General features: G+C 64.8%; 17 protein-coding genes and 1 pseudogene. 12 read left to right on the forward strand and 6 right to left on the reverse strand.

The features are described 5' to 3' along the window. The first annotated feature begins 12 nt into the window (after window positions 1-12). Both ACWAT4_RS23285 and rplI read left to right on the forward strand, forming a co-directional pair. Window positions 13-981, forward strand: coding sequence for a DUF2232 domain-containing protein (locus tag ACWAT4_RS23285; protein WP_212299365.1), 969 nt, complete (start codon window positions 13-15; stop codon window positions 979-981). A 48-nt stretch (window positions 982-1,029) separates the two neighbouring features. Further along, entirely contained in the window at window positions 1,030-1,629 is a 600-nt protein-coding gene (rplI, locus tag ACWAT4_RS23290; RefSeq protein WP_449728152.1) for a 50S ribosomal protein L9, read from the forward strand. Between the two features lie 37 nt (window positions 1,630-1,666). On the opposite strand, the pseudogene ACWAT4_RS23295 reads toward rplI, so the two are convergent. Together ACWAT4_RS23295 and ACWAT4_RS23300 are read right to left on the reverse strand one after the other, a co-directional pair. Next, a pseudogene (locus ACWAT4_RS23295) lies at window positions 1,667-1,876 on the reverse strand (hotdog family protein); the annotation flags it as partial. Window positions 1,877-1,880: 4 nt separating this feature from the next. Beyond that, complete coding sequence (locus tag ACWAT4_RS23300) at window positions 1,881-2,888, reverse strand: hypothetical protein (protein WP_449728153.1); 1,008 nt, start codon at window positions 2,886-2,888, stop codon at window positions 1,881-1,883. A gap of 273 nt (window positions 2,889-3,161) precedes the next feature. Between ACWAT4_RS23300 and ACWAT4_RS23305 the strand changes: the two genes are divergently transcribed. The 3 genes from ACWAT4_RS23305 to alr all read left to right on the forward strand — a co-directional run bounded on the left by ACWAT4_RS23305 (window position 3,162) and on the right by alr (window position 7,999). Then, window positions 3,162-4,412: an SAM-dependent methyltransferase gene (locus ACWAT4_RS23305; protein ID WP_212299361.1), complete on the forward strand. Its 1,251-nt coding sequence runs from the start codon at window positions 3,162-3,164 to the stop codon at window positions 4,410-4,412. Window positions 4,413-5,163: 751 nt separating this feature from the next. Further along, entirely contained in the window at window positions 5,164-6,675 is a 1,512-nt protein-coding gene (locus ACWAT4_RS23310; RefSeq protein ID WP_212299360.1) for a replicative DNA helicase, read from the forward strand. A gap of 64 nt (window positions 6,676-6,739) precedes the next feature. Then, window positions 6,740-7,999, forward strand: coding sequence for an alanine racemase (alr, locus tag ACWAT4_RS23315; protein ID WP_449728154.1), 1,260 nt, complete (start codon window positions 6,740-6,742; stop codon window positions 7,997-7,999). A gap of 12 nt (window positions 8,000-8,011) precedes the next feature. Here the strand turns inward: alr and ACWAT4_RS23320 are convergent, their stop codons facing one another. After that, window positions 8,012-8,233: a cysteine rich repeat-containing protein gene (locus tag ACWAT4_RS23320; RefSeq protein WP_212427989.1), complete on the reverse strand. Its 222-nt coding sequence runs from the start codon at window positions 8,231-8,233 to the stop codon at window positions 8,012-8,014. A gap of 38 nt (window positions 8,234-8,271) precedes the next feature. Here ACWAT4_RS23320 and ACWAT4_RS23325 point away from each other — a divergent pair, with 38 nt between their 5' ends. Next, the gene (locus tag ACWAT4_RS23325; protein ID WP_212299357.1) at window positions 8,272-9,042 is read left to right on the forward strand and encodes an exodeoxyribonuclease III; all 771 of its coding nucleotides are present in this window, start codon (window positions 8,272-8,274) and stop codon (window positions 9,040-9,042) included. Window positions 9,043-9,085: 43 nt separating this feature from the next. On the opposite strand, the gene ACWAT4_RS23330 is transcribed toward ACWAT4_RS23325, so the two are convergent. Further along, window positions 9,086-9,454: a GFA family protein gene (locus ACWAT4_RS23330; RefSeq protein ID WP_212299356.1), complete on the reverse strand. Its 369-nt coding sequence runs from the start codon at window positions 9,452-9,454 to the stop codon at window positions 9,086-9,088. Window positions 9,455-9,711: 257 nt separating this feature from the next. Here ACWAT4_RS23330 and ACWAT4_RS23335 point away from each other — a divergent pair, with 257 nt between their 5' ends. Next, the gene (locus ACWAT4_RS23335; RefSeq protein ID WP_212443715.1) at window positions 9,712-10,437 is read left to right on the forward strand and encodes a sulfite exporter TauE/SafE family protein; all 726 of its coding nucleotides are present in this window, start codon (window positions 9,712-9,714) and stop codon (window positions 10,435-10,437) included. 3 nt (window positions 10,438-10,440) lie between these two features. Here ACWAT4_RS23335 and ACWAT4_RS23340 read toward each other — a convergent pair whose 3' ends face one another. Together ACWAT4_RS23340 and ACWAT4_RS23345 are read right to left on the reverse strand one after the other, a co-directional pair. Next, window positions 10,441-12,495 (reverse strand): putative bifunctional diguanylate cyclase/phosphodiesterase, encoded by a 2,055-nt coding sequence (locus tag ACWAT4_RS23340; RefSeq protein WP_449731249.1) that lies wholly within the window; start codon window positions 12,493-12,495, stop codon window positions 10,441-10,443. Further along, entirely contained in the window at window positions 12,495-13,652 is a 1,158-nt protein-coding gene (locus ACWAT4_RS23345; protein ID WP_212443716.1) for an ABC transporter substrate-binding protein, read from the reverse strand. The genes ACWAT4_RS23340 and ACWAT4_RS23345 overlap by 1 nt, the downstream gene beginning before the upstream one ends. A gap of 202 nt (window positions 13,653-13,854) precedes the next feature. On the opposite strand from ACWAT4_RS23345, the gene radA reads away from it, so the two are divergent. The 5 genes from radA to ACWAT4_RS23370 all read left to right on the forward strand — a co-directional run bounded on the left by radA (window position 13,855) and on the right by ACWAT4_RS23370 (window position 20,000). Beyond that, window positions 13,855-15,303, forward strand: a complete 1,449-nt coding sequence (gene radA / locus ACWAT4_RS23350) for a DNA repair protein RadA (RefSeq protein ID WP_212299353.1) — start codon at window positions 13,855-13,857, stop codon at window positions 15,301-15,303. A gap of 168 nt (window positions 15,304-15,471) precedes the next feature. Continuing rightward, entirely contained in the window at window positions 15,472-16,101 is a 630-nt protein-coding gene (locus ACWAT4_RS23355) for a CvpA family protein (RefSeq protein WP_027535210.1), read from the forward strand. A gap of 29 nt (window positions 16,102-16,130) precedes the next feature. Next, entirely contained in the window at window positions 16,131-17,642 is a 1,512-nt protein-coding gene (gene purF / locus ACWAT4_RS23360) for an amidophosphoribosyltransferase (protein WP_212299352.1), read from the forward strand. A 166-nt stretch (window positions 17,643-17,808) separates the two neighbouring features. Continuing rightward, the gene (locus tag ACWAT4_RS23365; RefSeq protein WP_449728155.1) at window positions 17,809-18,549 is read left to right on the forward strand and encodes an SDR family NAD(P)-dependent oxidoreductase; all 741 of its coding nucleotides are present in this window, start codon (window positions 17,809-17,811) and stop codon (window positions 18,547-18,549) included. A gap of 221 nt (window positions 18,550-18,770) precedes the next feature. Then, a complete protein-coding gene (locus tag ACWAT4_RS23370; RefSeq protein ID WP_212299350.1) occupies window positions 18,771-20,000 on the forward strand; it encodes an ABC transporter substrate-binding protein in 1,230 nt (409 codons plus the stop codon). The last annotated feature ends 22 nt before the right edge of the window (window positions 20,001-20,022 follow it).

Genomic DNA, 20,022 nt, shown 5'->3' on the forward strand with positions numbered 1-20,022 from the left:
GCGGGACAGCTGATGATGGTATTTGGACTGATAGCCCTGATCGCCGGCGCCGCGTCGGCCCTGATGTTCGCCTCGATGGCGTCAGGGGCGCCGATCTCGCTCGTCCTGGTTTACCTCGCTCCTCTGCCCCTGATGCTTGCCGCGATCGCCTGGGGACCGCTCTGCGGCGCGATTGCCGGCCTTGTCGCAACGCTCCTTATCGCCACGGCGCTCAGCCCGCCCCTCGCCCTCGGTTACGGTCTTGCGTTCGCGCTGCCGGCCTGGTGGCTTGGCCATCTCGCCATGCTGGGAAGGCCAGCGGCTGACGGCGTCGCAGGCAGCGATGCGGCGCCGCTGCAGGTCGAATGGTATCCGCTTGGACGCATCCTGCTCTGGATTGCAGCGCTGGCCACGCTGCTGACCGCTGGATCTCTGTTTTCGCTAGGAAGCGATGCGCCGGCCATTAGCGAGGCGATGCGCCGCGGCTTCGCCAAGGTTCTTTCACTGGTGAGTGAGACGACCGTTACCGAGAGTGATCCCGTTGTCGGCTTGATGGTGGCAGTCATTCCGGTTCTGGTAGCCGCATCGCAGATGGCGACCCTGACCTTGAATCTCTGGCTTGCTGCCAAGGTCGCGGCTGTCTCAGGGCGGCTGCATCGGCCCTGGCCGGACCTCAGCGGCACCAGCTTGCCGCCAATGACCCTCGTGGCACTCTGCGTCGCGCTTGCCTTCAGCTTCTTCGGCGGAATGACCGGCCTGCTCGCGGTCGTCGTCACGACCGTCTTGATGATGGCCTATGCGCTGATCGGCCTTGCCGTTCTGCACACCATCACGCGCGACCTCGCCAATCGCGCGTTCTGGCTCGCTGCCACCTACGTCATCATCCTCATGTTCAGCGTGAGCCTTGTCCTGCTGACCGGCCTTGGGCTCGCGGACGCCGTGTTCGGCTTCCGCGAGCGCTTCCTGCGCAACCGGCAACCGCCGCCATTGCCGATATCTTAAGTCCAACCCGAAAACTGAAAACCCAGAGCATCTCAAAGGAGAACGAATATGGAAGTCATTTTGCTGGAACGCGTGAGCAAGCTCGGCCAGATGGGCGAAGTCGTGAAGGTTCGCGACGGCTATGCCCGCAATTTCCTGCTCAAGCGCGGCAAGGCGCTGCGCGCCACCGCCGACAACCGCGCCAAGTACGACGGCATGAAGGCCGATCTCGAAGCTCGCAATCTTGCCTCGAAGGGCGAGGCGTCCAAGGTCGCCGAGAAGATCGAGGGCAAGAACATCATCGTGATCCGTCAGGCGTCTGAAGCCGGCCAGCTGTTCGGCTCGGTCACGGTGCGTGACGTGGTTGCTGCTTTCGAGGCCGACGGCGTGTCGCTCGCCCGTCCGCAGGTGCAGCTCGATGCGCCGATCAAGACCATCGGCAAGCACTCGATCACCGTCGCGGTTCATCCCGAGGTCGAGGTCGAGGTCACCGTGACGGTTGCGCGCAGCCAGGACGAGGCCGAGCGCATCAACCGCGGCGAGGACATCTCCACCCGCAACGAGGACCGCGACGCGGCCGCCGAGGCGATCGCCGCCGCCGGCGAATTCTTCGATCCGGAAGCCCAGCACGACGACGTTGCTCCGGCTTCGGACGAGACCGAGAAGTAAGCCTCGCATTCATGCAAGGCTGCGAAGCCCGGCTGCCTCAGGCAGCCGGGCTTTTCGTTTTTGCGCCGACATCCTCGCTCAGCATCGCAATCGAGGCGAGCGCCGTTGCCGTGTGCTTCTCGACACCGTTGCTGACGCAGAACATGTCGGCCGCGACCACGGAGACCTGACGGCCCGGCTTGATCACCCTGGCACGACAGATCAGCTTGTCGCCAACCGCCAGCGACAGCAGATTGAGCTTGTATTTCTGCTTATCGCGAGATCGGAGGAGCCGGCGGACCGGAGGACTCGGCGGGTGCTGGCGACGGCGCCGCGGCGGGTGCGGGCTCAGCCGGCTTGGCAGCCGGCTCGGCCGGTTTGGCAACGGCCGCTTCCGTCGGCTTCGGCGCAGCCGGTTCAGCCGGCTTCTCGACCGGCTTGGCGGAGGCCGCCGGGGCCGGCGTTACCTGCGGCACCGGATCCGGGCGCAAAGCCGGCGTGTCGCTGCTCCCCGGCTCGACCTTGGCGCTCTCAGGCCTGGCTTCCGCCGGCCTCTCGGCGGGCTTGGACTCGTCACGACCGGCATCGACCTTGGCACTCTCGTTCTTCGGTTCTGCCTTGGTATCGGTCTTCGGTTCAGTCTTGGGCTCAGTCTTGGGCTCGACCTTGGAATCGACCTTGGGCTCAACCTTCGGCGGGGCTGCGTCTTCGGTCTCCGGCTTGCCGCGCTTGCTCAGCCGCTTACCCTTGCGGCCCGCAGACGGCTGCTCGGTGGTGGCCTCAGGCTTCGCGCCTTCCTTGCCCTCCTCGCTCGGCCGCGCGGCGCGCTTCTGACGACCCTCAGCCGCCGGATTCGCAGCGCCCTCGCCCTCCGGCTTGGCAGCCTCCTGCGAGCGCTGGCGGCGCCCCTGGTGCTCAGGCGGCTGCCCAGGATTCGTGTTGGCGTCCTTCTCCCTGGCGCCGTCCTTCTTGTCCTTGCCGCCATCCTTGGACTGGTAGCGGGCGTCGGTAGCACCGTTGGAAATGAGGTAGGAGGCCAGCACGCCGGCCATGTCGGAGCTGGTGGTGTAATGCTGACGCAGGAAGCCGGGCAGCGAGCCCGGCGCGACCGTTTTCAAGAGCCCCCGCGGGCTCTTGTGGCAGGCGTTGCAGGTCTGCGCGAAGATCTGGGATGGGGCCTTGCCGGCCTCGAGGTTCGTCGCCTGCGCCAGGACGGCATCGGAGGCGCCGAAGCCAATCAGAAACAGCACCGTGGCGAGACTGAGCGCTCGGCTCGACATTCCCATCATCTCCATTGAATTCCGACAGATACGGCCGGCACCCGGCGCGGCGGCGGTCACCTTTTAGCCGATTGCGCTGCGAATGGAAGCGCACTCATCAAGCATGTGAACACGCGATTTTCGAATATCGGCTTTGAACACAATGCAATAGCCGGACGGGAATAGGCTGCCTAGATTTACATGCGAACGCATGGGAACCATTGTACACTCCATGCGTCGGTGTGACGGCCGGGTAGTCGCATCTTTTCGGGTTCGCTCGAGAGGTTGGTGTCTATGGACCGCTTGTTGCGTAGGTTCTTGTCTCAATTCATCCGCCGCGGGTCGATGACGGTCACCACGGCGGGAGGATTGAAATTCAGCGTCGGCGACGGCTCGGGTGAGCCGGTGGAAGTCCGCTTCGTCACGGCCGACGCACAAAGGAGAGTCCTCATCAATCCCGAGCTTGGGCTTGGCGAGGCCTATATGAATGGCGAGTTCGTCGTCCAGCGCGGCAGCGTAGCTGATGCCCTCGCGATCCTGCTCGATCAAGCCGACCTGTTGCCGCATTGGGCAAGGCCGTGGTGGCACCTGCGCTATCTCACCCGCCACCTGAAGCAGTTCAATCCGCGAATACGCTCACGCAACAATGTCGCGCATCATTACGACCTCGATGCGAGGCTCTATTCGCTCTTTCTCGACGCCGACAAGCAATATAGCTGCGCCTATTTCGAGACGCAGGACGCCACGCTCGACGACGCGCAACTCGCCAAGAAGCGGCACGTCGCTGCAAAGCTGCTGGTCAGAAGCGGCCAGCGCCTGCTCGACATCGGCTCGGGTTGGGGCGGGCTCGGCCTCTATCTCGCCGAGATCGCCGGCGCCGACGTCACCGGCGTGACGTTGTCGACGGAGCAGTTGCAGGTTGCGAACGCGCGCGCCGCCGAAAAGGGTCTGGCGCGACAGGCACGTTTCCTGCTGCAGGACTATCGCGACATCGACGGCCCCTTCGACCGCATCGTCTCGGTCGGCATGTTCGAGCATGTCGGAGCCAGGTTCTACGACACGTATTTCCAGCGCTGCGCCGAACTGCTCAGCAAGGACGGCGTTATGCTGCTGCACTCGATTGGCCGTTCGCAGGGCCCGGATTCGACCAATCCATGGATCGCCAAGTACATCTTCCCCGGCGGCTACATCCCGTCGCTGTCGGAGGTGCTGCCCGCGATCGAGCGCGCCGGGCTGTTGGTCTGCGACATCGAGATTCTGCGCCTGCATTATGCAGAGACGCTCAAGGCCTGGCGGGAACGCTTCATGGCGCGCCGGGAGGAAGCCGTGCAGCTGTACGACGAGCGCTTCGCGCTGATGTGGGAATTTTATCTCGCCGCCTGCGAGATGACGTTCCGCAAGCAGGACATGATGAACTTCCAGGTTCAGCTCGCGCGCCGCCAGGGTGTGGTCCCCATGACCCGCGATTATATTGCAGGTGAAGAAGCCCGGCTGCGCGCCCTCGAGAGCGGTGCCAAGCCGAAGCTGAAACTCGCTGGTGAATGAATCCTAATGACGCAGGGTCGAAATCGGCGATACCCGGAAAGACGCCGGTAACGCTAGCTGGGCGCGCAATCCCGCGAGGGTTTCGGGTGCGACCGGCTGACGCCGGATTTCAGGCTGTTCGGCGTGCTCCATGGCCGCGATCAGCCCGGACAACCAAAGCCGCCTGCCTGCCTCGCTTCGCCAAATCTGGCGCTGCCGTTCTGGCCGCATCGCTTGCCTCGTTCCCTGTTGGCGGGTCGCTGGAGACAATCCCCGGCTCCACCGCCTGTTCCCTGTCCTACTCCCGAAAGAATCCGGGGAGATGTGATCTGGTTCACATTCCTCTCGACGGGCCTGCCTTAGACCGTCGCCATGAGCAAAGAGACCCAAACCTCATTCGACGTGCAGGACGACCTCCGCACCGATTACGCGCTGATCGCCACCGGCGTCGGCGCGGCCCTGGTGGCGCTGGTCTACCTCCTGCTGGTCTGAACCCGCACTTGGTGCGCCAGTGCGTCCTGTCGCACGCTCTTAAATAGGTCTGCACGGCAATTCATTAGGTTCACCGCATCCGGATTTTTCCGTGGCGCGATCGCGGCCACTTTGGCTCGAGTTCCGCAAAAATCCGTCAAGCGCGGCGCATGCTGCGGCTGCTAATCATCCACCGCTTTTAAGATCGGTTGATAGCGACGAGCTTTTGCTTCCGCTTTGGACTGAGGCGGCGCTTTATCCCGGCCCCGCATCCGCCCCAGAAAATTGCTATCGCTCGACCATGGCCCTGACTGATTCGAACGTCCTCAAACTTGCTCCCGAACCGGGAACCCCCGCCTATCGGAGCGCGCCGCACAACATCGAGGCGGAACAGAGCCTTCTGGGCGCGATCCTAGTCAACAATGATGCCTTCTACCGGGTCTCCGACTTCCTGGAGCCGAAGCACTATTTCGAGCCGCTGCACCAGACGATCTACGAGACCGCCGGCAGCCTGATCCGGATGGGCAAGATCGCCACGCCCGTGACGCTGAAGACGTTCCTGCCTGCGGATACCGACGTCGGCGGCATGACCATCGGCCAGTATCTTGCGCGGCTCGCAGCCGAAGCCACCACCATTATCAACGCGCAGGATTATGGGCGTACCATCTACGATCTTGCGCTGCGGCGGGACCTCATCGGCATCGGCGAGGACATGGTCAACGTCGCCTATGACGCCCCTGTCGACTTCGCACCGCGGGCGCAGATCGAGGACGCCGAGCGCCGGCTCTACGAGCTTGCCGAATCCGGTCGCTATGACGGCGGCTTCCAGAAGTTCTCGCAGGCACTGGCGGTCGCGGTCGATCTCGCGGCAAAGGCGTTCCAGCGCGACGGCAAGCTGTCCGGCATCTCGACGGGCATGCGCGACCTCGACACCAAGATGGGTGGCCTGCAGCACTCCGATCTCATCATCGTCGCGGGCCGTCCCGGCATGGGCAAGACCTCGCTTGCGACCAACATCGCCTACAACGTCGCACGAGCCTACGTTCCGGAACTCCAGGCCGACGGCACCACCAAGGCCGCCAATGGCGGCGTCATCGGCTTCTTCTCCTGCGAAATGTCGGCCGACCAGCTCGCCACGCGTATCGTGGCCGAGCGCACCGGCGTTCCCTCCTCCCACATCCGCCGCGGCGGTATCTCGGAAGCCGATTTCGACAAGATCCGGGAGGTCTCGATCGAGCTGCAGTCGCTGCCCTTCTATGTCGACGCGACCGGCGGCCTGTCGATCGCGCAATTGATGGCGCGCGCGCGCCGGCTCAAGCGTCAGAAGGGCCTCGATCTGCTCGTGATCGACTACATCCAGCTGCTCTCGGGCTCGGGTAAGCGCTCCAGCGACAGCCGCGTGCAGGAAATCACGGAGATCACGACCAGCCTGAAGGCGCTTGCCAAGGAACTCAACGTTCCCGTGATCGCGCTGTCTCAGCTCTCGCGTCAGGTCGAATCCCGCGACGACAAACGGCCGCAGCTTTCAGACTTGCGTGAATCCGGCTCTATCGAGCAGGACGCCGACGTCGTGCTGTTCGTGTATCGCGAGGAATACTACCTCGCGATGAAGGAGCCCCGTCCAGGCACGCCCGAGCACGAGAAGTGGCAGCTTGACATGAGTCTTGCGCACGGAAAGGCCGAGGTCATCATCGGCAAGCAGCGCCACGGCCCGACCGGCACCGTCGATCTGGCGTTCGAAGCCTCGGTCACGCGGTTCGGCGACCTCGCGCCGGACAGTCAGCTGCCGGCACGCAGCGGCAACGACTACTGAGTTTCTTGAACCCGGCCTGCCTCTTGCGTAAAACGGCGCCATGACAATGGCGTCCGACCCAAACATGCCCCCGCAATCCGGCCTCCTCTCCGCGGAGGCCAATCAGGCTGCCGCGCTCGCAGCCTACGGCGGCGTGCTCACCGTCGATCTCGACGCCATCATCGCCAACTGGCGCAGGCTCGAGAAAACGGCGGTGCCGGCTGAGTGCTCGGCGGTGATCAAGGCCGACGCCTATGGCTGCGGCACTGCCGAGGTCGCGCACGCGCTGAACAAGGCCGGCTGCAAGACCTTCTTCGTCGCCACCATCGAGGAGGCGCGCACCGCCCGCGGGGCGGTGCCGGATGCCACGATCTACGTTCTCGGCGGCTATTTCCAGAACACCGGCGAGCACTACGCCAAGATCAACTGCCGTCCCGTGATCGGCGACCTCAATGAACTCGCCGAATGGGACGTGTTCTGCCGCCGCACCGGCTGGTCCGGCGGCGCCGCGATCCACATCGACACCGGCATGAACCGGCTCGGGCTCACACTTGCGGAGGCGCAGGCGATCATCCCCCGCATCAATGCCGGCGATCACGGCATCACGCTGGTGATGAGCCATCTGGTCTCGGCCGAGCAGCTCAACAGCCCCGTCAACGCCAAGCAGCTTGCAGCCTTCCGCGGCATCGCCAGCGAATTCTCCGGCGTGCCGGCAGCGCTGGCCAATTCGTCAGGCATCTTCCTCGGTGCGCCCTTCCAGTTCGATCTGGTACGGCCGGGTGCCGCGCTCTATGGCGTCAATCCGACGCCGGAGGCTGACAACCCGATGCAACAGGTCGTCGACCTGAAGGCGCGCATCGTGCAGATCCGCAGCATCGAGCGCGGCGAAACCGTCGGCTACGGCGGCACCTGGACGGCGCGGCGGCCAACGAAGCTCGCGATCATTGCGGTTGGCTATGCCGATGGCTATTTCCGCGCCGCCAGCTCCAACGACGGCACCCGTGGTGCCGAGGTGATCGTTGCCGGCAAGCGCTGCCCGGTCGCGGGCCGCGTCTCGATGGATTTGATCGCGATCGACATCACCGATCTGCCACCGAACGCGGCGCGGCGCGGCCACATGGTGACGCTGCTCGGCGAGGGCATCACCGTCGACGAACTCGCGCATCATTTCGGCACGATCGGTTACGAGGTGCTCACCAGCCTCGGTCACCGCTACGCCCGCGTCTACAAGGGCGGCAACGTGGTCGAGCCGCTGGCGAAGCCCGAGCCCGCACAAGCGGCCGAGCAGCCGCTCTCACCGCCAACGATCGAGCAGCCGTCGGCCCCGCCGCCGCTGCCGAGCTGACAGACGCACCGCTTATTTCTTCTGCCTGCTATCCAGCGCCGCCTTGCAGGTCGCGCTGAGCTGGTCGCGCTTGCCGTTAAGACAGGCGACGATACGGCCGCCGCCCGGCGCGATGCCGGCGCAGAATTTGTCATAGTCCGCCTTGCACGCACCGCGCGGATCGGCCGATTGTGCGGAAGCGGCCCCGGAGAACGCGACGGCGAACGCAATAGCGGCAAAGCTCAGTTTGGACATTGTATCTCCGGGTACGAGGCAGGAGCCGGTAGCTCTACATGAAGATTGCGACATTCAACATCAACAACATCAACCGCCGTCTGCCCAATCTGCTCGCATGGATGCGCGCGGCGAAGCCCGATGTTGTCGCGCTTCAGGAATTGAAGGCAAGTGATGGCGAATTTCCGGCAGCCGCGATCGAAAAGGCCGGCTACGGCGCAGTGTGGCGCGGACAGAAGACCTGGAACGGCGTCGCTATCCTCGCCCGCGACGCCGAGCCCGTGCTGACGCGCGACCGCCTGCCGGGACGCCCCGATGACCACGAGGCGCGCTACATCGAGGCCGCCGTGCGCGGCGTCATCGTCACGAGCATTTACCTGCCGAACGGCAATCCGCAGCCCGGGCCGAAATTTGACTACAAGCTCGACTGGTTTGCGCGACTGAAGCGCCACGCCAAAACCTTCATCAAGCAGGATCTGCCCGTGGTGCTCGCCGGCGACTACAACGTCGCACCAACGGAGATCGACATCTATCCGACGCGCTCGTGGGACAAGGATGCCTTGATCCAGCCGAAGAGCCGCGCGGCGTTTGCGTCACTCATCGAACAAGGCTGGTGCGACGCGATCCGCGAGACGCACGGAGACAAGCGCATCTACACGTTCTGGGATTACAAGCGGAACCGCTGGCCGCGCGATGCGGGGCTGCGGCTCGATCATCTGCTGCTGAGCCCTGCCCTCGTCTCACGCCTGGCGAAGGCCGATGTCGACAAGAGGATTCGCGGCGAGGACGGCGCGAGCGATCATGCGCCGGCCTGGGTGGTGTTGAGATAAGCCGGGTGCCGTGATGTCCGAAATGCAGCAGAGCCGATCGTGCTCACCACAAGTTCTTGCCGTCGATCACGTTCACCGGCACCGCGTCGAGATCGAAATCGTCGAACAGGCGTGCATTGACACCGACCTTGGGCTTCTCGAAATCGGGTTTTCCGGTCGACCAGTCCGGCGATTCCGAGAACGTCCCGCAGCCGCAGCTCGCGCAGAAATGATGCTTGACGGTGCGGCTGCCCCAGAGATAGGTCGCGACATTATCGGCGGGTGACAGCAGGCGAAACTGCGCCGGCGTGTAATAGGCCCACAGCGCGCCGCGCTTGGCGCAGAGCGAGCAGGTGCAGCGCGTCACGCTTGAAGGCGCCTCCGTCACCTCGAACACCGTCTCACCACAATGACAGCTTGCCTCGACCGGCATAACCCACTCCCTGTTTTGTCAGGGGGCGGTCATAGCCCGCCCCTGCTGCCAACATGCTGTCAGCAGTGCGGCACCAAGAAAAATCATGAAAAACAACCCCATGCACAGTAGCCAGCTCCCGCCAGATCAGCAGACTGCTGTTATTCCGAAATTTTGTTTGACTTGTCGGGCAAAACACTGGCAGGATGTCTCGTGGACGAACTCCCGTGCGCAGCGAGCACTGATCGGGAACCCGTCAATTTCCCGGAGCCCACCTCTTGGCCTTCCTCTTCGTCCTCAGCGTCGGCCTGATCGCAGGCACCATTTCCGGCATCGTCGGCACAGGCTCGTCGATCATGCTGATGCCGGTGCTGGTCTATGCCTACGGACCGAAAGAGGCCGTGCCGATCATGGCGGTCGCCTCCGTGATGGCGAACTTTTCGCGGATTCTGGCGTGGTGGCGCGAGGTCGACTGGCGGGCGTGCGCAGCCTATTCGGTCACGGGCATCCCGGCTGCGGTGCTGGGCGCGCGGACGCTGCTCGCCCTGCCCTCGCACGCGGTCGATCTCGCTATCGGCGTCTTCCTGATCGCGATGGTGCCGGTGCGGCATTGGCTGGCACGGCACGACCTCCAGGCCAATCTCTGGCATCTCGCAATCGGCGGTGCGGTCATCGGCTATCTCACCGGCATCGTGGTCTCGACCGGGCCGCTCAGCGTGCCGCTGTTCCTGTTCTACGGCCTCTCCAAGGGCGCCTTCCTCGCGACCGAAGCCGCCGCCTCTCTTGGCCTCTACTTCGCAAAATCAGTGACGTTCGAGCGCTTCGGCGCGCTGACGCTGGACGTCTTCATCAAAGGCCTGATCGCGGGCTCCTCCCTGATGGCCGGCGCCTTCGTCGCCAAGCGCTTCGTGATGCACCTGAAGCCGGAGATGTTTCGCCTGGTGATGGACGCGATCATGATCGCGGCCGGCCTCTCGATGCTCTGGAACGCGACGCAGCCGTAGCACTCAGGCGGCGAATTCCGGCGCAATCGACGGGCTGTCGGCCAGCACGCGCTCTTCGCCAGCGCCGGCTTCGGCAAGCCCGCGCAACACCGCATCGAGCGGCTGCGGCCTGTGATACAGGAAGCCCTGGCCGAGCCTCACACCCATCTCGCGCATGGCCCGCGCCTGCTCGGCGCGCTCGATGCCTTCCGCGACCAACGTCAGTCCGAGCGTGCCCGCGAGCGAGGCGATGACGCCGACGATCGCCTTGTCCTCGGCACTATCGGGAATTTCGTGGATGAACGCCTTGTCGATCTTGACCTTGTCGAGGGGAAAGCGCCGCAAATGCGCGAGTGAGCTGTAGCCCGTGCCGAAATCGTCGAGCGCGATGGTGGCGCCGAGGCGCCGCAACCGGCGCAGCGTATCGGATGCGCTGGCGATATTGTTGATCAGCGACCCCTCGGTGATCTCGAGTTCGAGCGACGAGGCGGCGATGCCGAACCGCTCGCACGTCTCGCGCAACTCGGCAGCGAACGAATGATCGGCCAGCTCGGACGGCGGCAGATTGATCGCGATCCGGATCTGAGGCCTGCCTGCAGTGGCGAGTTGCTGCAGCGCGCGGCAGGCATCGGTCAGCACGTAGCGTGTCAGGCGCGCGTTGTTGCCGCTGCGTTCGATCAGCGGCAGGAATTCGCCGGGGCTGATCACACCATGCTCGGGGTGACGCCAACGAATGAGCGCCTCCAGACCGATGACGTCCTGGGTCATCATGTCGACCTGGCTTTGATACCAGACCTCGAATTGCCGCTCCGAGAAGCCCGCGGGAATGGCGAGTTCGAGATCCCTGCGCCGGCGATAGTCGCGCTGGAGCGCTTCGTCCAGCACAGCAACCGTGCCGGGCGCCTTGCTCTTGGCGTGGTAGAGCGCGATGTCAGCCAGCGCCGGCAAATGCGACAGCTCAGGATCACCGGCACGGCGCACGGCAAGCCCGATACTGGCACGCGGCACGACCTGCTTGTCATGGAGCAGGATCGGCGCGGAAATCGCCTCCAGCAATTGCCGAGCGAAGACTTGCGCGGCCACTTCATTGCTGACTTCCGGGCGAATGACCACGAACTCGTCACCGCCGAGCCGCGCGACCCAATCCTCCCATTCGACCATGCCACGAAGCCGCTCGGAGATATGAACCAGGAACTTGTCGCCGGCATCGTGGCCGAAGGTGTCGTTGATGCCCTTGAAATCGTCGAGATCGATGAAGCAGAACGCAATCAGCGCGTCCGGCGAGCCGGCATCGCGGCTCAAGGTCACCAGGCGTTCGGACAGTGAGCGGCGGTTGGGCAGCCCGGTGAGCGGATCGTGCGAAGCCATGTGCCCGAGCCGGTCGAGCGCACCTGAGGTCGTATGCTGCATCGCGTTGAAGGCGCTCGCCAGCTGGCCGAATTCGTTCGACGATTTGACGTCGGCCGGATAGGCGCGGCCGTCCTGCTTGCTGCGCTGGATCGCCGACATCATTGCGGCCAGCGGCCTGCCGATGAAGATGTTGGCAGAGATCCGCATCGCGATCATGGTCGCGAGCGTCCCGAGCAGGCCGACGACCAGAAGCAGTCCCAGCCTGCTGCCGGTGTCCGCATAGAGCGTCGCGTAGGAATAGGCGATCACGATGCGGCCGGCCTGAACGGCGATGTTGCCGTTGCTGTAGGCGACCGGACGCGAGACCTCGGTAAGAGCCTGCACCGAGGGCCGTGCCACCACGCGGGCGATCACGGCGCCCGTGTCATCGTAGACGGCGGCGGCCACGATGGTCTCGTCGTGCATCACCTCGTTGAGCACCCCCGTGACCTGGTCATAGCGCATCTTCCAGAGCGGCTCGGCGATCAATTCGGCGCGGCTCTCAGCGACGCGCGCAATGCGGGCATCGAGCTGCCTGATCTGCGACCAGAAGCTCGAGACCTCGACGCCGGCGGATGCGAGCAGTTGCACCAGCAGCAGAACGGGCACGGTGGCCCAGATCATCGCACGGACGACCGAGCGCGATGGCGCAGGCTTCGTCGGGCCGTTCATCCCGTCACCGTGCCGCATCATTCACCGGCGCTGCTTGGGGGCGACAACGATGAGATCAGCGTGTCCACCGAGAAGTCGTATTGGCCGCAACGCCCTGGTTTGGCCCTGAACCGCGCGAAGTCGATCCGGTCGAAGGCCCGGCTCTTGATCAGCCCGGCGACGGAGCCGAGATTGTCGCGCGTGATCGCCGACGTCTTGACCTCGACATGCGGCGAGCCCGCTGCAAAGTCGCATCCGTCGGCATAGTCGCGCAGCAGCACGATCGACCAGCCGCCGAGCAGGAAATGACCGCCATCGGTCAGGAGCAGACGACCGGCTTTGATTTCGCGTAGCGCGTCCTCCGACCAGTTGAGGCCGACCACCTGGATGCTCTCGCCGGGTGTGATGCCGGCGGCCGCGACGGCCTTGAGCGCGCCCAGCGCCATCGGATCGTTGCCAGCCCAGATCCCTGCGGGACGAATGCCCTTGCGCTGCGCCCAGCTGAGATAATTGGCCGCGACCTGCTCGGCTTCCGATTGTGTCCAGTTCGCGAACAGCATCCGGTCCACGACGACGTCGGGCGCCGCCGCGACCGCGAGCTGGAGGCCGGCATTACGGGCGATCGAGGCCGGCGTGATCTCGTCACCACCGATCCCGAGCAGATGAATCTTGCCGTCCGGGCTTTGCCATTTTTCGTTGCGCGCCGCGCCAATCAGCGCATTCGCCATCCGCGCGCCCGCGGTCGTCAGATCGGTCGTGATGTCGCCGAGCCAGTTCTTGAGCGTCCGGCGCGGCGGTCCGAGACGCACCGCATCCTCGCCGATCAACGTGTTCGACAGCAGAAGCGTCTTGACGCCCGCGGCCTCGGCCGCCTCCAGGATCGGAACGGCGGCGGACTCCTCGTTCGAGAGAATGAGGAAATCGGGCTTGTCGGGCCGAGCGACCACGCCGAGGCCAAGCTCCTGCATCGTGCGGTAGTTGCGTTCGCTGGTCAGCACCTCGACATTGGCATTGAGCTTGCGGCCGGCGGCCTGCATGGTCTGCGCCACCATGTCCCAGTAGACCTCACCGGTCTTGCCCGGGTTCACGAAGACGATATTGAGCGGCTTTGCATCGGCCGCAATCACGCGACCGGCTGGTGCGAGAACGCCAAAGGCCATGCCCACAGCGAGCAATATGCGTAAGACTGCCATCATTCGTTTCGCCACCCCGTCCTGGTTCCGAAACTGGACTTGCGTCCGCTAACATTTGGCAAAGTCCGGCGCGGCGGGGCGGCGTAGGGCTAACGAAGGGTGTATCGGCCGCGTTGAATTGCGCTAATTGGGGCGCTGACGGCTGCCCGCGCAGCCTGCCGTTCCGTGCTATCAGCACATCAGAAACCTCCGACTCGCTGTCCCCATGGCCAAGAACACGCTTTCCTTCGTCTGTCAGAACTGCGGCGCGGCCTATAACCGCTGGCAGGGCAAGTGCGAGTCCTGCGGCGAGTGGAATACGCTGGCCGAGGAAGATACCAGCGGCAGCGTGCCGGTCTCGATCCGCTCCAAGCGCAAGGGCCGGACGTTTGCGCTGGAGAGCCTTGCCGGCAAGAGCCCGGATGCGCCGCGCATGTCGTCGGGCATGACCGAGCTCGATCGCGTCACCGGCGGCGGCTTCGTCCGCGGCTCGGTGCTGCTGGTCGGCGGCGATCCCGGCATCGGCAAGTCGACGCTGCTGACGCAGGCAACCAGCATGATGGCGCGCGCCGGCCACCGCATCGTCTACATCTCCGGCGAAGAAGCCATCGCTCAGGTGCGGCTGCGTGCCGAGCGGCTCGGACTGTCGGATGCGCCGGTGCAGCTCGCCGCCGAGACCTCGGTCGAGGACATCGTCTCGACCTTGTCGGAAGGCGCCGTCCCCCGGCTGATCGTCATCGACTCGATCCAGACCATGTGGACCGACACGGTGGAATCGGCCCCCGGCACGGTCACGCAGGTGCGCGCCTCGGCACAGGCGCTCATCCGTTTTGCCAAGAAGACGGGTGCCGCCATCATCCTCGTCGGCCACGTCACCAAGGACGGCCAGATTGCGGGCCCCCGTGTCGTCGAGCACATGGTCGATGCCGTGATGTCGTTCGAAGGCGAAGGCTCGCAGCAATTTCGCATCCTGCGCGCCGTGAAGAACCGTTTTGGTCCGACCGACGAGATCGGCGTGTTCGAGATGACCGGCCTCGGCCTGCGCGAAGTCACCAACCCGTCGGAGCTGTTCCTGTCCGAGCGCGACCTTGGCACGCCCGGCACCGCAGTCTTTGCGGGCATCGAGGGCACACGGCCCGTTCTGGTCGAATTGCAGGCGCTGGTGGCCCCGACCTCGCTCGGCACCCCGCGCCGGGCCGTGGTCGGCTGGGACCAGAGCCGGCTTTCGATGGTGCTGGCGGTGCTGGAGGCGCATTGCGGCGTCAAGCTGTCCGGCCACGACGTCTATCTGAATGTTGCGGGCGGCCTGCGCATCCACGAGCCGGCAGCCGACATGGCCGCCGCGGCCGCGCTGGTGTCCTCCCTGGTTAATGCGCAGTTACCCACCGATGCGGTCTATTTCGGTGAGATTTCGCTCTCCGGCGTCATCCGCCCGGTGGCGCAGACCCCGGCGCGGCTCAAGGAAGCGGCAAAACTCGGTTTCAAGCGCGCCGTGCTGCCCGAATCGGCCCGTGGAGGAGATGCCGGCGGTGATGCCGGACTGACCTTGAACGCGGTCAACAGCCTCACGACTCTGGTCGCTGAAATCGCCGCCAAGGGCTCCCGCCGCGGCGACTCGAGCTCGCCAGCGGAGAAAAATGCCACACCGGCAAGATTCCGCCGTGGAGAGGGGTAGCCGGAGGTGACGTCCAGCGCCCCCGCCGCTATACAGCCGTCACAAAAGCAGCATGGGATTGCGTGGTTACGGCCTTGCCGGAAGCACCGTCTGCCCGTCACTTAGGACGGCGGCCAAACACCGATTCGCTGAGCACCCTTTGAGAGTACGAGCGGACCAGACCAGCCGATGCCAGTAACACTCCTCGATCTGATCCTGCTCGGTGTGATGCTGATCTCGGGCCTGCTTGCCATGGTCCGCGGCTTCATGCGCGAAATCCTCTCGATCGCGGCCTGGGGCACCGCAGCGATCGTGACGCTGTATTCGTTCTCCAAGCTGCTGCCGACCGCCAAGACCTATTTCAACAACGATACGGTCGCGAGCGTGGTCGTGGTCGCCGGCGTGTTCGTCGGCACCCTGGTCGTGGTTTCCGTGATCACGGTCCGCATCTCCGACATGATCCTGGATTCGCGCATCGGCGCGCTGGACCGCACCCTCGGCTTCCTGTTTGGGCTGGCTCGCGGGCTTTTGATCGTCGTGGTCGCGTTCCTGTTCTTCACTTGGCTGGTGCCGGACAAGCAGCGCCCGGACTGGGTCACGGGGGCCAAATCCCGCGTGGTGCTCCAGGGAACCGGGGATTGGCTGATGTCCCTCTTGCCGGATGACCCCGAGAACACCATCTTGAAGAGATTCAAGAAAAACAAACCAGATGATGATCAAGCTGATACCGAGCAGCAGCCTTCGGGCAGTGGCGACGGGTACAGTAAACCTGCTCGTGACAGCCTGAAGAAGCTGATCGAGAAACCTGCGGCGCGTTGATTTTAGCCCTAAAGAGAGGCGCGGACGAGATGCGACACCCTGACCAGGACGCCCAATTTGAACTCGATCTCGGCTCCGCCGCGCTAGAGCTTCAGGACGACCTGGAGGGAGATACGGTCCGCGAGGAATGCGGCGTATTCGGCATCTACGGACACCCGGACGCCGCGGCCATCACGGCGCTCGGCCTCCACGCCCTTCAACACCGCGGCCAGGAAGCCGCCGGCATCGTCTCCTATGACGGTAGCCGCTTTCACTCCGAACGCCGCCTCGGCCTCGTCGGCGACACCTTCTCCCGCCGCGAGGTGATCGACCGTTTGCCCGGCAGCATGGCGGTCGGCCACGTCCGCTACGCCACGACCGGCGCCACCATCCTGCGCAACGTGCAGCCGCTGTTCGCCGAGCTCAATGCCGGCGGCCTCGCGGTCGCTCACAATGGCAACCTCTCCAACGGCCTGACCCTGCGCCGCGAGCTCGTCAAGAACGGCGCGATGATGCAGTCGACGTCCGACACCGAGGTGATCCTGCACCTGGTGGCGCGCTCCAGGCGCAGCCGCTTCATCGAGCGCTATATCGACGCGCTGCGCGAGATCGAAGGCGCCTATGCGCTGGTCTCGCTCACCAACAAGAAGCTGGTCGGCGCGCGCGATCCGCGCGGCATCCGCCCGCTCGTGCTCGGCGAGCTCGACGGCTGCCCGATCCTGACGTCGGAGACCTGCGCGCTCGACATCATCGGCGCGCGCTTCGTGCGCGACATCGAACCCGGCGAAGTCATCGTGTTCGACGAGAACGGCCAGGACATCCACAAGCCGTTCCCGCCGATGGCGCCGCGCCCCTGCATCTTCGAGTACATCTATTTCTCCCGTCCGGATTCCATCGTCCACGGCCGCTCGGTCTACGAGGTGCGCAAGGCCTTCGGCGCGCAGCTCGCGCGCGAGAGCCATGTGCCGATCGACGTCGTGGTGCCGGTGCCGGATTCCGGCGTGCCCGCCGCGATCGGCTACAGCCAGCATTCCGGCGTGCCGTTCGAGCTCGGCATCATCCGCAACCACTATGTCGGCCGCACCTTCATCCAGCCGACGCAGGCGATCCGCGAATCCGGCGTGCGCATGAAGCACTCGGCCAACCGCGCTGCGATCGAGGGCAAGCGGATCATCCTGATCGACGACTCGCTGGTGCGCGGCACCACGTCGAAGAAGATCGTGCGCATGATGCGCGATGCCGGCGCCAAGGAAGTGCACTTCCGCCTCGCCTCGCCGCCGATCCTCTATCCCGACTACTACGGCATCGACCTGCCCGACCGCGGCGGCCTGCTGGCCGCGACGCATTCGCTGGAGGAAATGCGCGAGCTCATCGGCGCCGACTCGCTCGCCTTCCTGTCGATCGACGGCATGTACCGCGCGATGGGCGAGCCCGGCCGCGACCCCGCCAATCCGAAGTTTGCGGATCACTGCTTCACCGGCGCCTATCCGACCCACCTCACCGACCAGACCCAGACCGAGCCGCAACCGCGGCAGCTGTCGCTGCTGGCGGAAGCGAGCTAAGCTCTCGTCGTCCCGGCCTAGTGCGCAATTGCGCACGGGTGCCGGGACCCATAGCCACAGCTCCCTGTGGTGTGAAGAAGGTTGCAACGACCATCTTCGTCGATCATGACGGTCACGGCGTATGGGTCCCGGCCTTCGCCGGGACGACGCTGGATAGAGCCTTCCGATGACCAAACCTCTCGCCAACCGCATCGCTCTCGTCACCGGCGCCTCGCGCGGCATCGGTTTTGCCACGGCCCTCGCGCTGGCGAAGGCCGGCGCGCATATCGTTGCCACCGCGCGCACGCAAGGCGGCCTCGAGGAGCTCGACGACGAGATCAGGAAACTGGGCGGCAGCGCCACGCTGGTGCCGCTCAACCTCACCGATTCCGACGGCATCGCGCGGCTTGGCGCCGGCCTGCACGAGCGCTACGGCAAGCTCGACATCCTCGTCGGCAATGCCGGCGTGCTCGGCCCCTCCTCGCCGGTCGGCCATATCGAGCTGAAGACCTTCAACGACGTCATGGCCGTCAACGTCTCTGCGAACTTCCAGCTGATCCGCTGCATGGAGCCGCTGCTGAAGCAGTCCGATGCGGGGCGCGCCGTATTCATCACCTCGGGCGCCGCCAACAAGGCGACCGCCTATGTCAGCCCCTACGCCGCCTCCAAGGCCGCGCTGGAGACGCTGGCCCGCGCCTGGGCGCAGGAGACCGCGAACACCAAGCTGCGCGTCAACCTGTTCAACCCGGGTCCGGTCCGCACCCGCATGCGCGCAACGCTGATGCCGGGCGAAGACCCGGCGACGCTCGACACGCCCGAGCAGGTTGCCGAATTCATCGTCCCGATGTGCGCGCCCGACTGGACCGAGACGGGCAAGTTCTACGACTACAAGACGCGCACGCTGATGAGCTTCCGTGCGCCGGAGTGATCGCCTCGACCGGCAAGCGCCCAGATATTCAAGCTGACCTCGGACGCGCTGAAATAGCGCCTCAACGCATTTTTTCCAAAAGTTAACCGGGTGACGCGAGGACGCAGCGTCATCCGGCTTTAGGCGCATTGCCGGGGCCTGCGGGACACGGTACAGCCATCAGCTGGAACAAGGCTCCGCAAGAGAGCCGTCCGCATATTTGACAATGGAGGAAACCTTTTATGACGACGATGTTCGCGCGCCGCTCTGCGGCCTTTCTGGCCTGTGCCGCCGCTCTCGGGATTGCATCATCTGCTTCCGCCCAGGACAAGACCGTCACGATCGGCGTGCTCAACGACATGTCCAGCCTCTACGCCGACATCGGGGGTCCCGGCTCCGTGGTGGCGGTCAAGATGGCGGTGGAGGATTCCGGTCTGGCTGCCAAGGGCTGGAAGATCGAGGTCGTCAGCGGCGATCACCAGAACAAGCCTGATGTCGGCGTCAACATCGCGCGGCAGTGGATCGACACCCAGAAGGTCGACATGATCACCGACACGCCGAACTCCGGCGTGGCGCTGGCGGTCAGCAACGTCGCCAAGGAAAAGAACGTCGTCCTGCTCAACAATGGCGGCGCCAGCGCCGATCTCACCGGCAAGGCCTGCAACGCCAATACCATCTCCTACACCTACGACACCTACATGCTGGCCAACGGCACCGGCAAGGCGCTGACCAAGGCCGGCGGCAACAGCTGGTTCTTCCTGACGGCCGACTATGCCTTCGGCGCCGCGCTCGAGCGCGACACCAGCGCGGTCGTCACCGCGAATGGCGGCAAGGTGCTCGGCGGCGTCAAGCATCCGCTCAACACCTCCGATTTCTCGTCCTTCCTGCTCCAGGCACAGAACTCGAAAGCCAAGATCGTCGGGCTTGCCAACGCCGGCGGCGACACCACCAATTCGATCAAGCAGGCGGCCGAGTTCGGCATCGTCGAGGGCGGCCAGAAGCTCGCCGCTCTGCTGCTCTTCATCAACGACGTCCACTCGCTCGGTCTCAAGACCGCGCACGGCCTGACCTTCACCGAATCCTTCTACTGGGACCTGAACGACAACACCCGTGCCTGGTCGAAGCGCTTCCAGGAAAGGACCGCCAACAAGGCGATGCCGTCGATGACCCAGGCCGGCAATTATGCCGGCGTAATCCATTACCTCAAGGCGCTCGAGGCGCTCGGTGGCAATCCGCATGACGGCGCCAAGGTCGTTGCCAAGATGAAGGAAATCCCGACCGACGATCCGCTGTTCGGCAAGGGCCCGCTCCGCGAGGACGGCCGCCGCATCATCCCGGCCTATCTGTTCGAGGTGAAGAAGCCGGAGGAGTCGAAGGGACCGTGGGACTATTACAAGCTGGTCGCGAACATTCCGGCGGAAGATGCCGCCAGGCCGCTCAAGGACAGCGAGTGCCCGCTGGTGAAGAAGTGACCGCGTAGCGATCGTACACTAT

Source organism: Bradyrhizobium sp. T-1, from assembly GCF_053592855.1.

Coding starts and splice junctions, on each gene's coding strand:
- ACWAT4_RS23330 (WP_212299356.1), bottom strand. CDS start 9,454: ATGCCGGTCGAGGCAAGCTGTCATTGTGGTGAGACGGTGTTCGAGGTG.
- ACWAT4_RS23325 (WP_212299357.1), top strand. CDS start 8,272: ATGAAGATTGCGACATTCAACATCAACAACATCAACCGCCGTCTGCCC.
- ACWAT4_RS23355 (WP_027535210.1), top strand. CDS start 15,472: ATGCCAGTAACACTCCTCGATCTGATCCTGCTCGGTGTGATGCTGATC.
- purF (WP_212299352.1), top strand. CDS start 16,131: ATGCGACACCCTGACCAGGACGCCCAATTTGAACTCGATCTCGGCTCC.
- rplI (WP_449728152.1), top strand. CDS start 1,030: ATGGAAGTCATTTTGCTGGAACGCGTGAGCAAGCTCGGCCAGATGGGC.
- ACWAT4_RS23365 (WP_449728155.1), top strand. CDS start 17,809: ATGACCAAACCTCTCGCCAACCGCATCGCTCTCGTCACCGGCGCCTCG.
- ACWAT4_RS23340 (WP_449731249.1), bottom strand. CDS start 12,495: ATGCGGCACGGTGACGGGATGAACGGCCCGACGAAGCCTGCGCCATCG.
- ACWAT4_RS23310 (WP_212299360.1), top strand. CDS start 5,164: ATGGCCCTGACTGATTCGAACGTCCTCAAACTTGCTCCCGAACCGGGA.
- ACWAT4_RS23320 (WP_212427989.1), bottom strand. CDS start 8,233: ATGTCCAAACTGAGCTTTGCCGCTATTGCGTTCGCCGTCGCGTTCTCC.
- ACWAT4_RS23305 (WP_212299361.1), top strand. CDS start 3,162: ATGGACCGCTTGTTGCGTAGGTTCTTGTCTCAATTCATCCGCCGCGGG.
- radA (WP_212299353.1), top strand. CDS start 13,855: ATGGCCAAGAACACGCTTTCCTTCGTCTGTCAGAACTGCGGCGCGGCC.
- ACWAT4_RS23345 (WP_212443716.1), bottom strand. CDS start 13,652: ATGATGGCAGTCTTACGCATATTGCTCGCTGTGGGCATGGCCTTTGGC.
- ACWAT4_RS23300 (WP_449728153.1), bottom strand. CDS start 2,888: ATGTCGAGCCGAGCGCTCAGTCTCGCCACGGTGCTGTTTCTGATTGGC.
- ACWAT4_RS23370 (WP_212299350.1), top strand. CDS start 18,771: ATGACGACGATGTTCGCGCGCCGCTCTGCGGCCTTTCTGGCCTGTGCC.
- alr (WP_449728154.1), top strand. CDS start 6,740: ATGCCCCCGCAATCCGGCCTCCTCTCCGCGGAGGCCAATCAGGCTGCC.
- ACWAT4_RS23285 (WP_212299365.1), top strand. CDS start 13: ATGATGGTATTTGGACTGATAGCCCTGATCGCCGGCGCCGCGTCGGCC.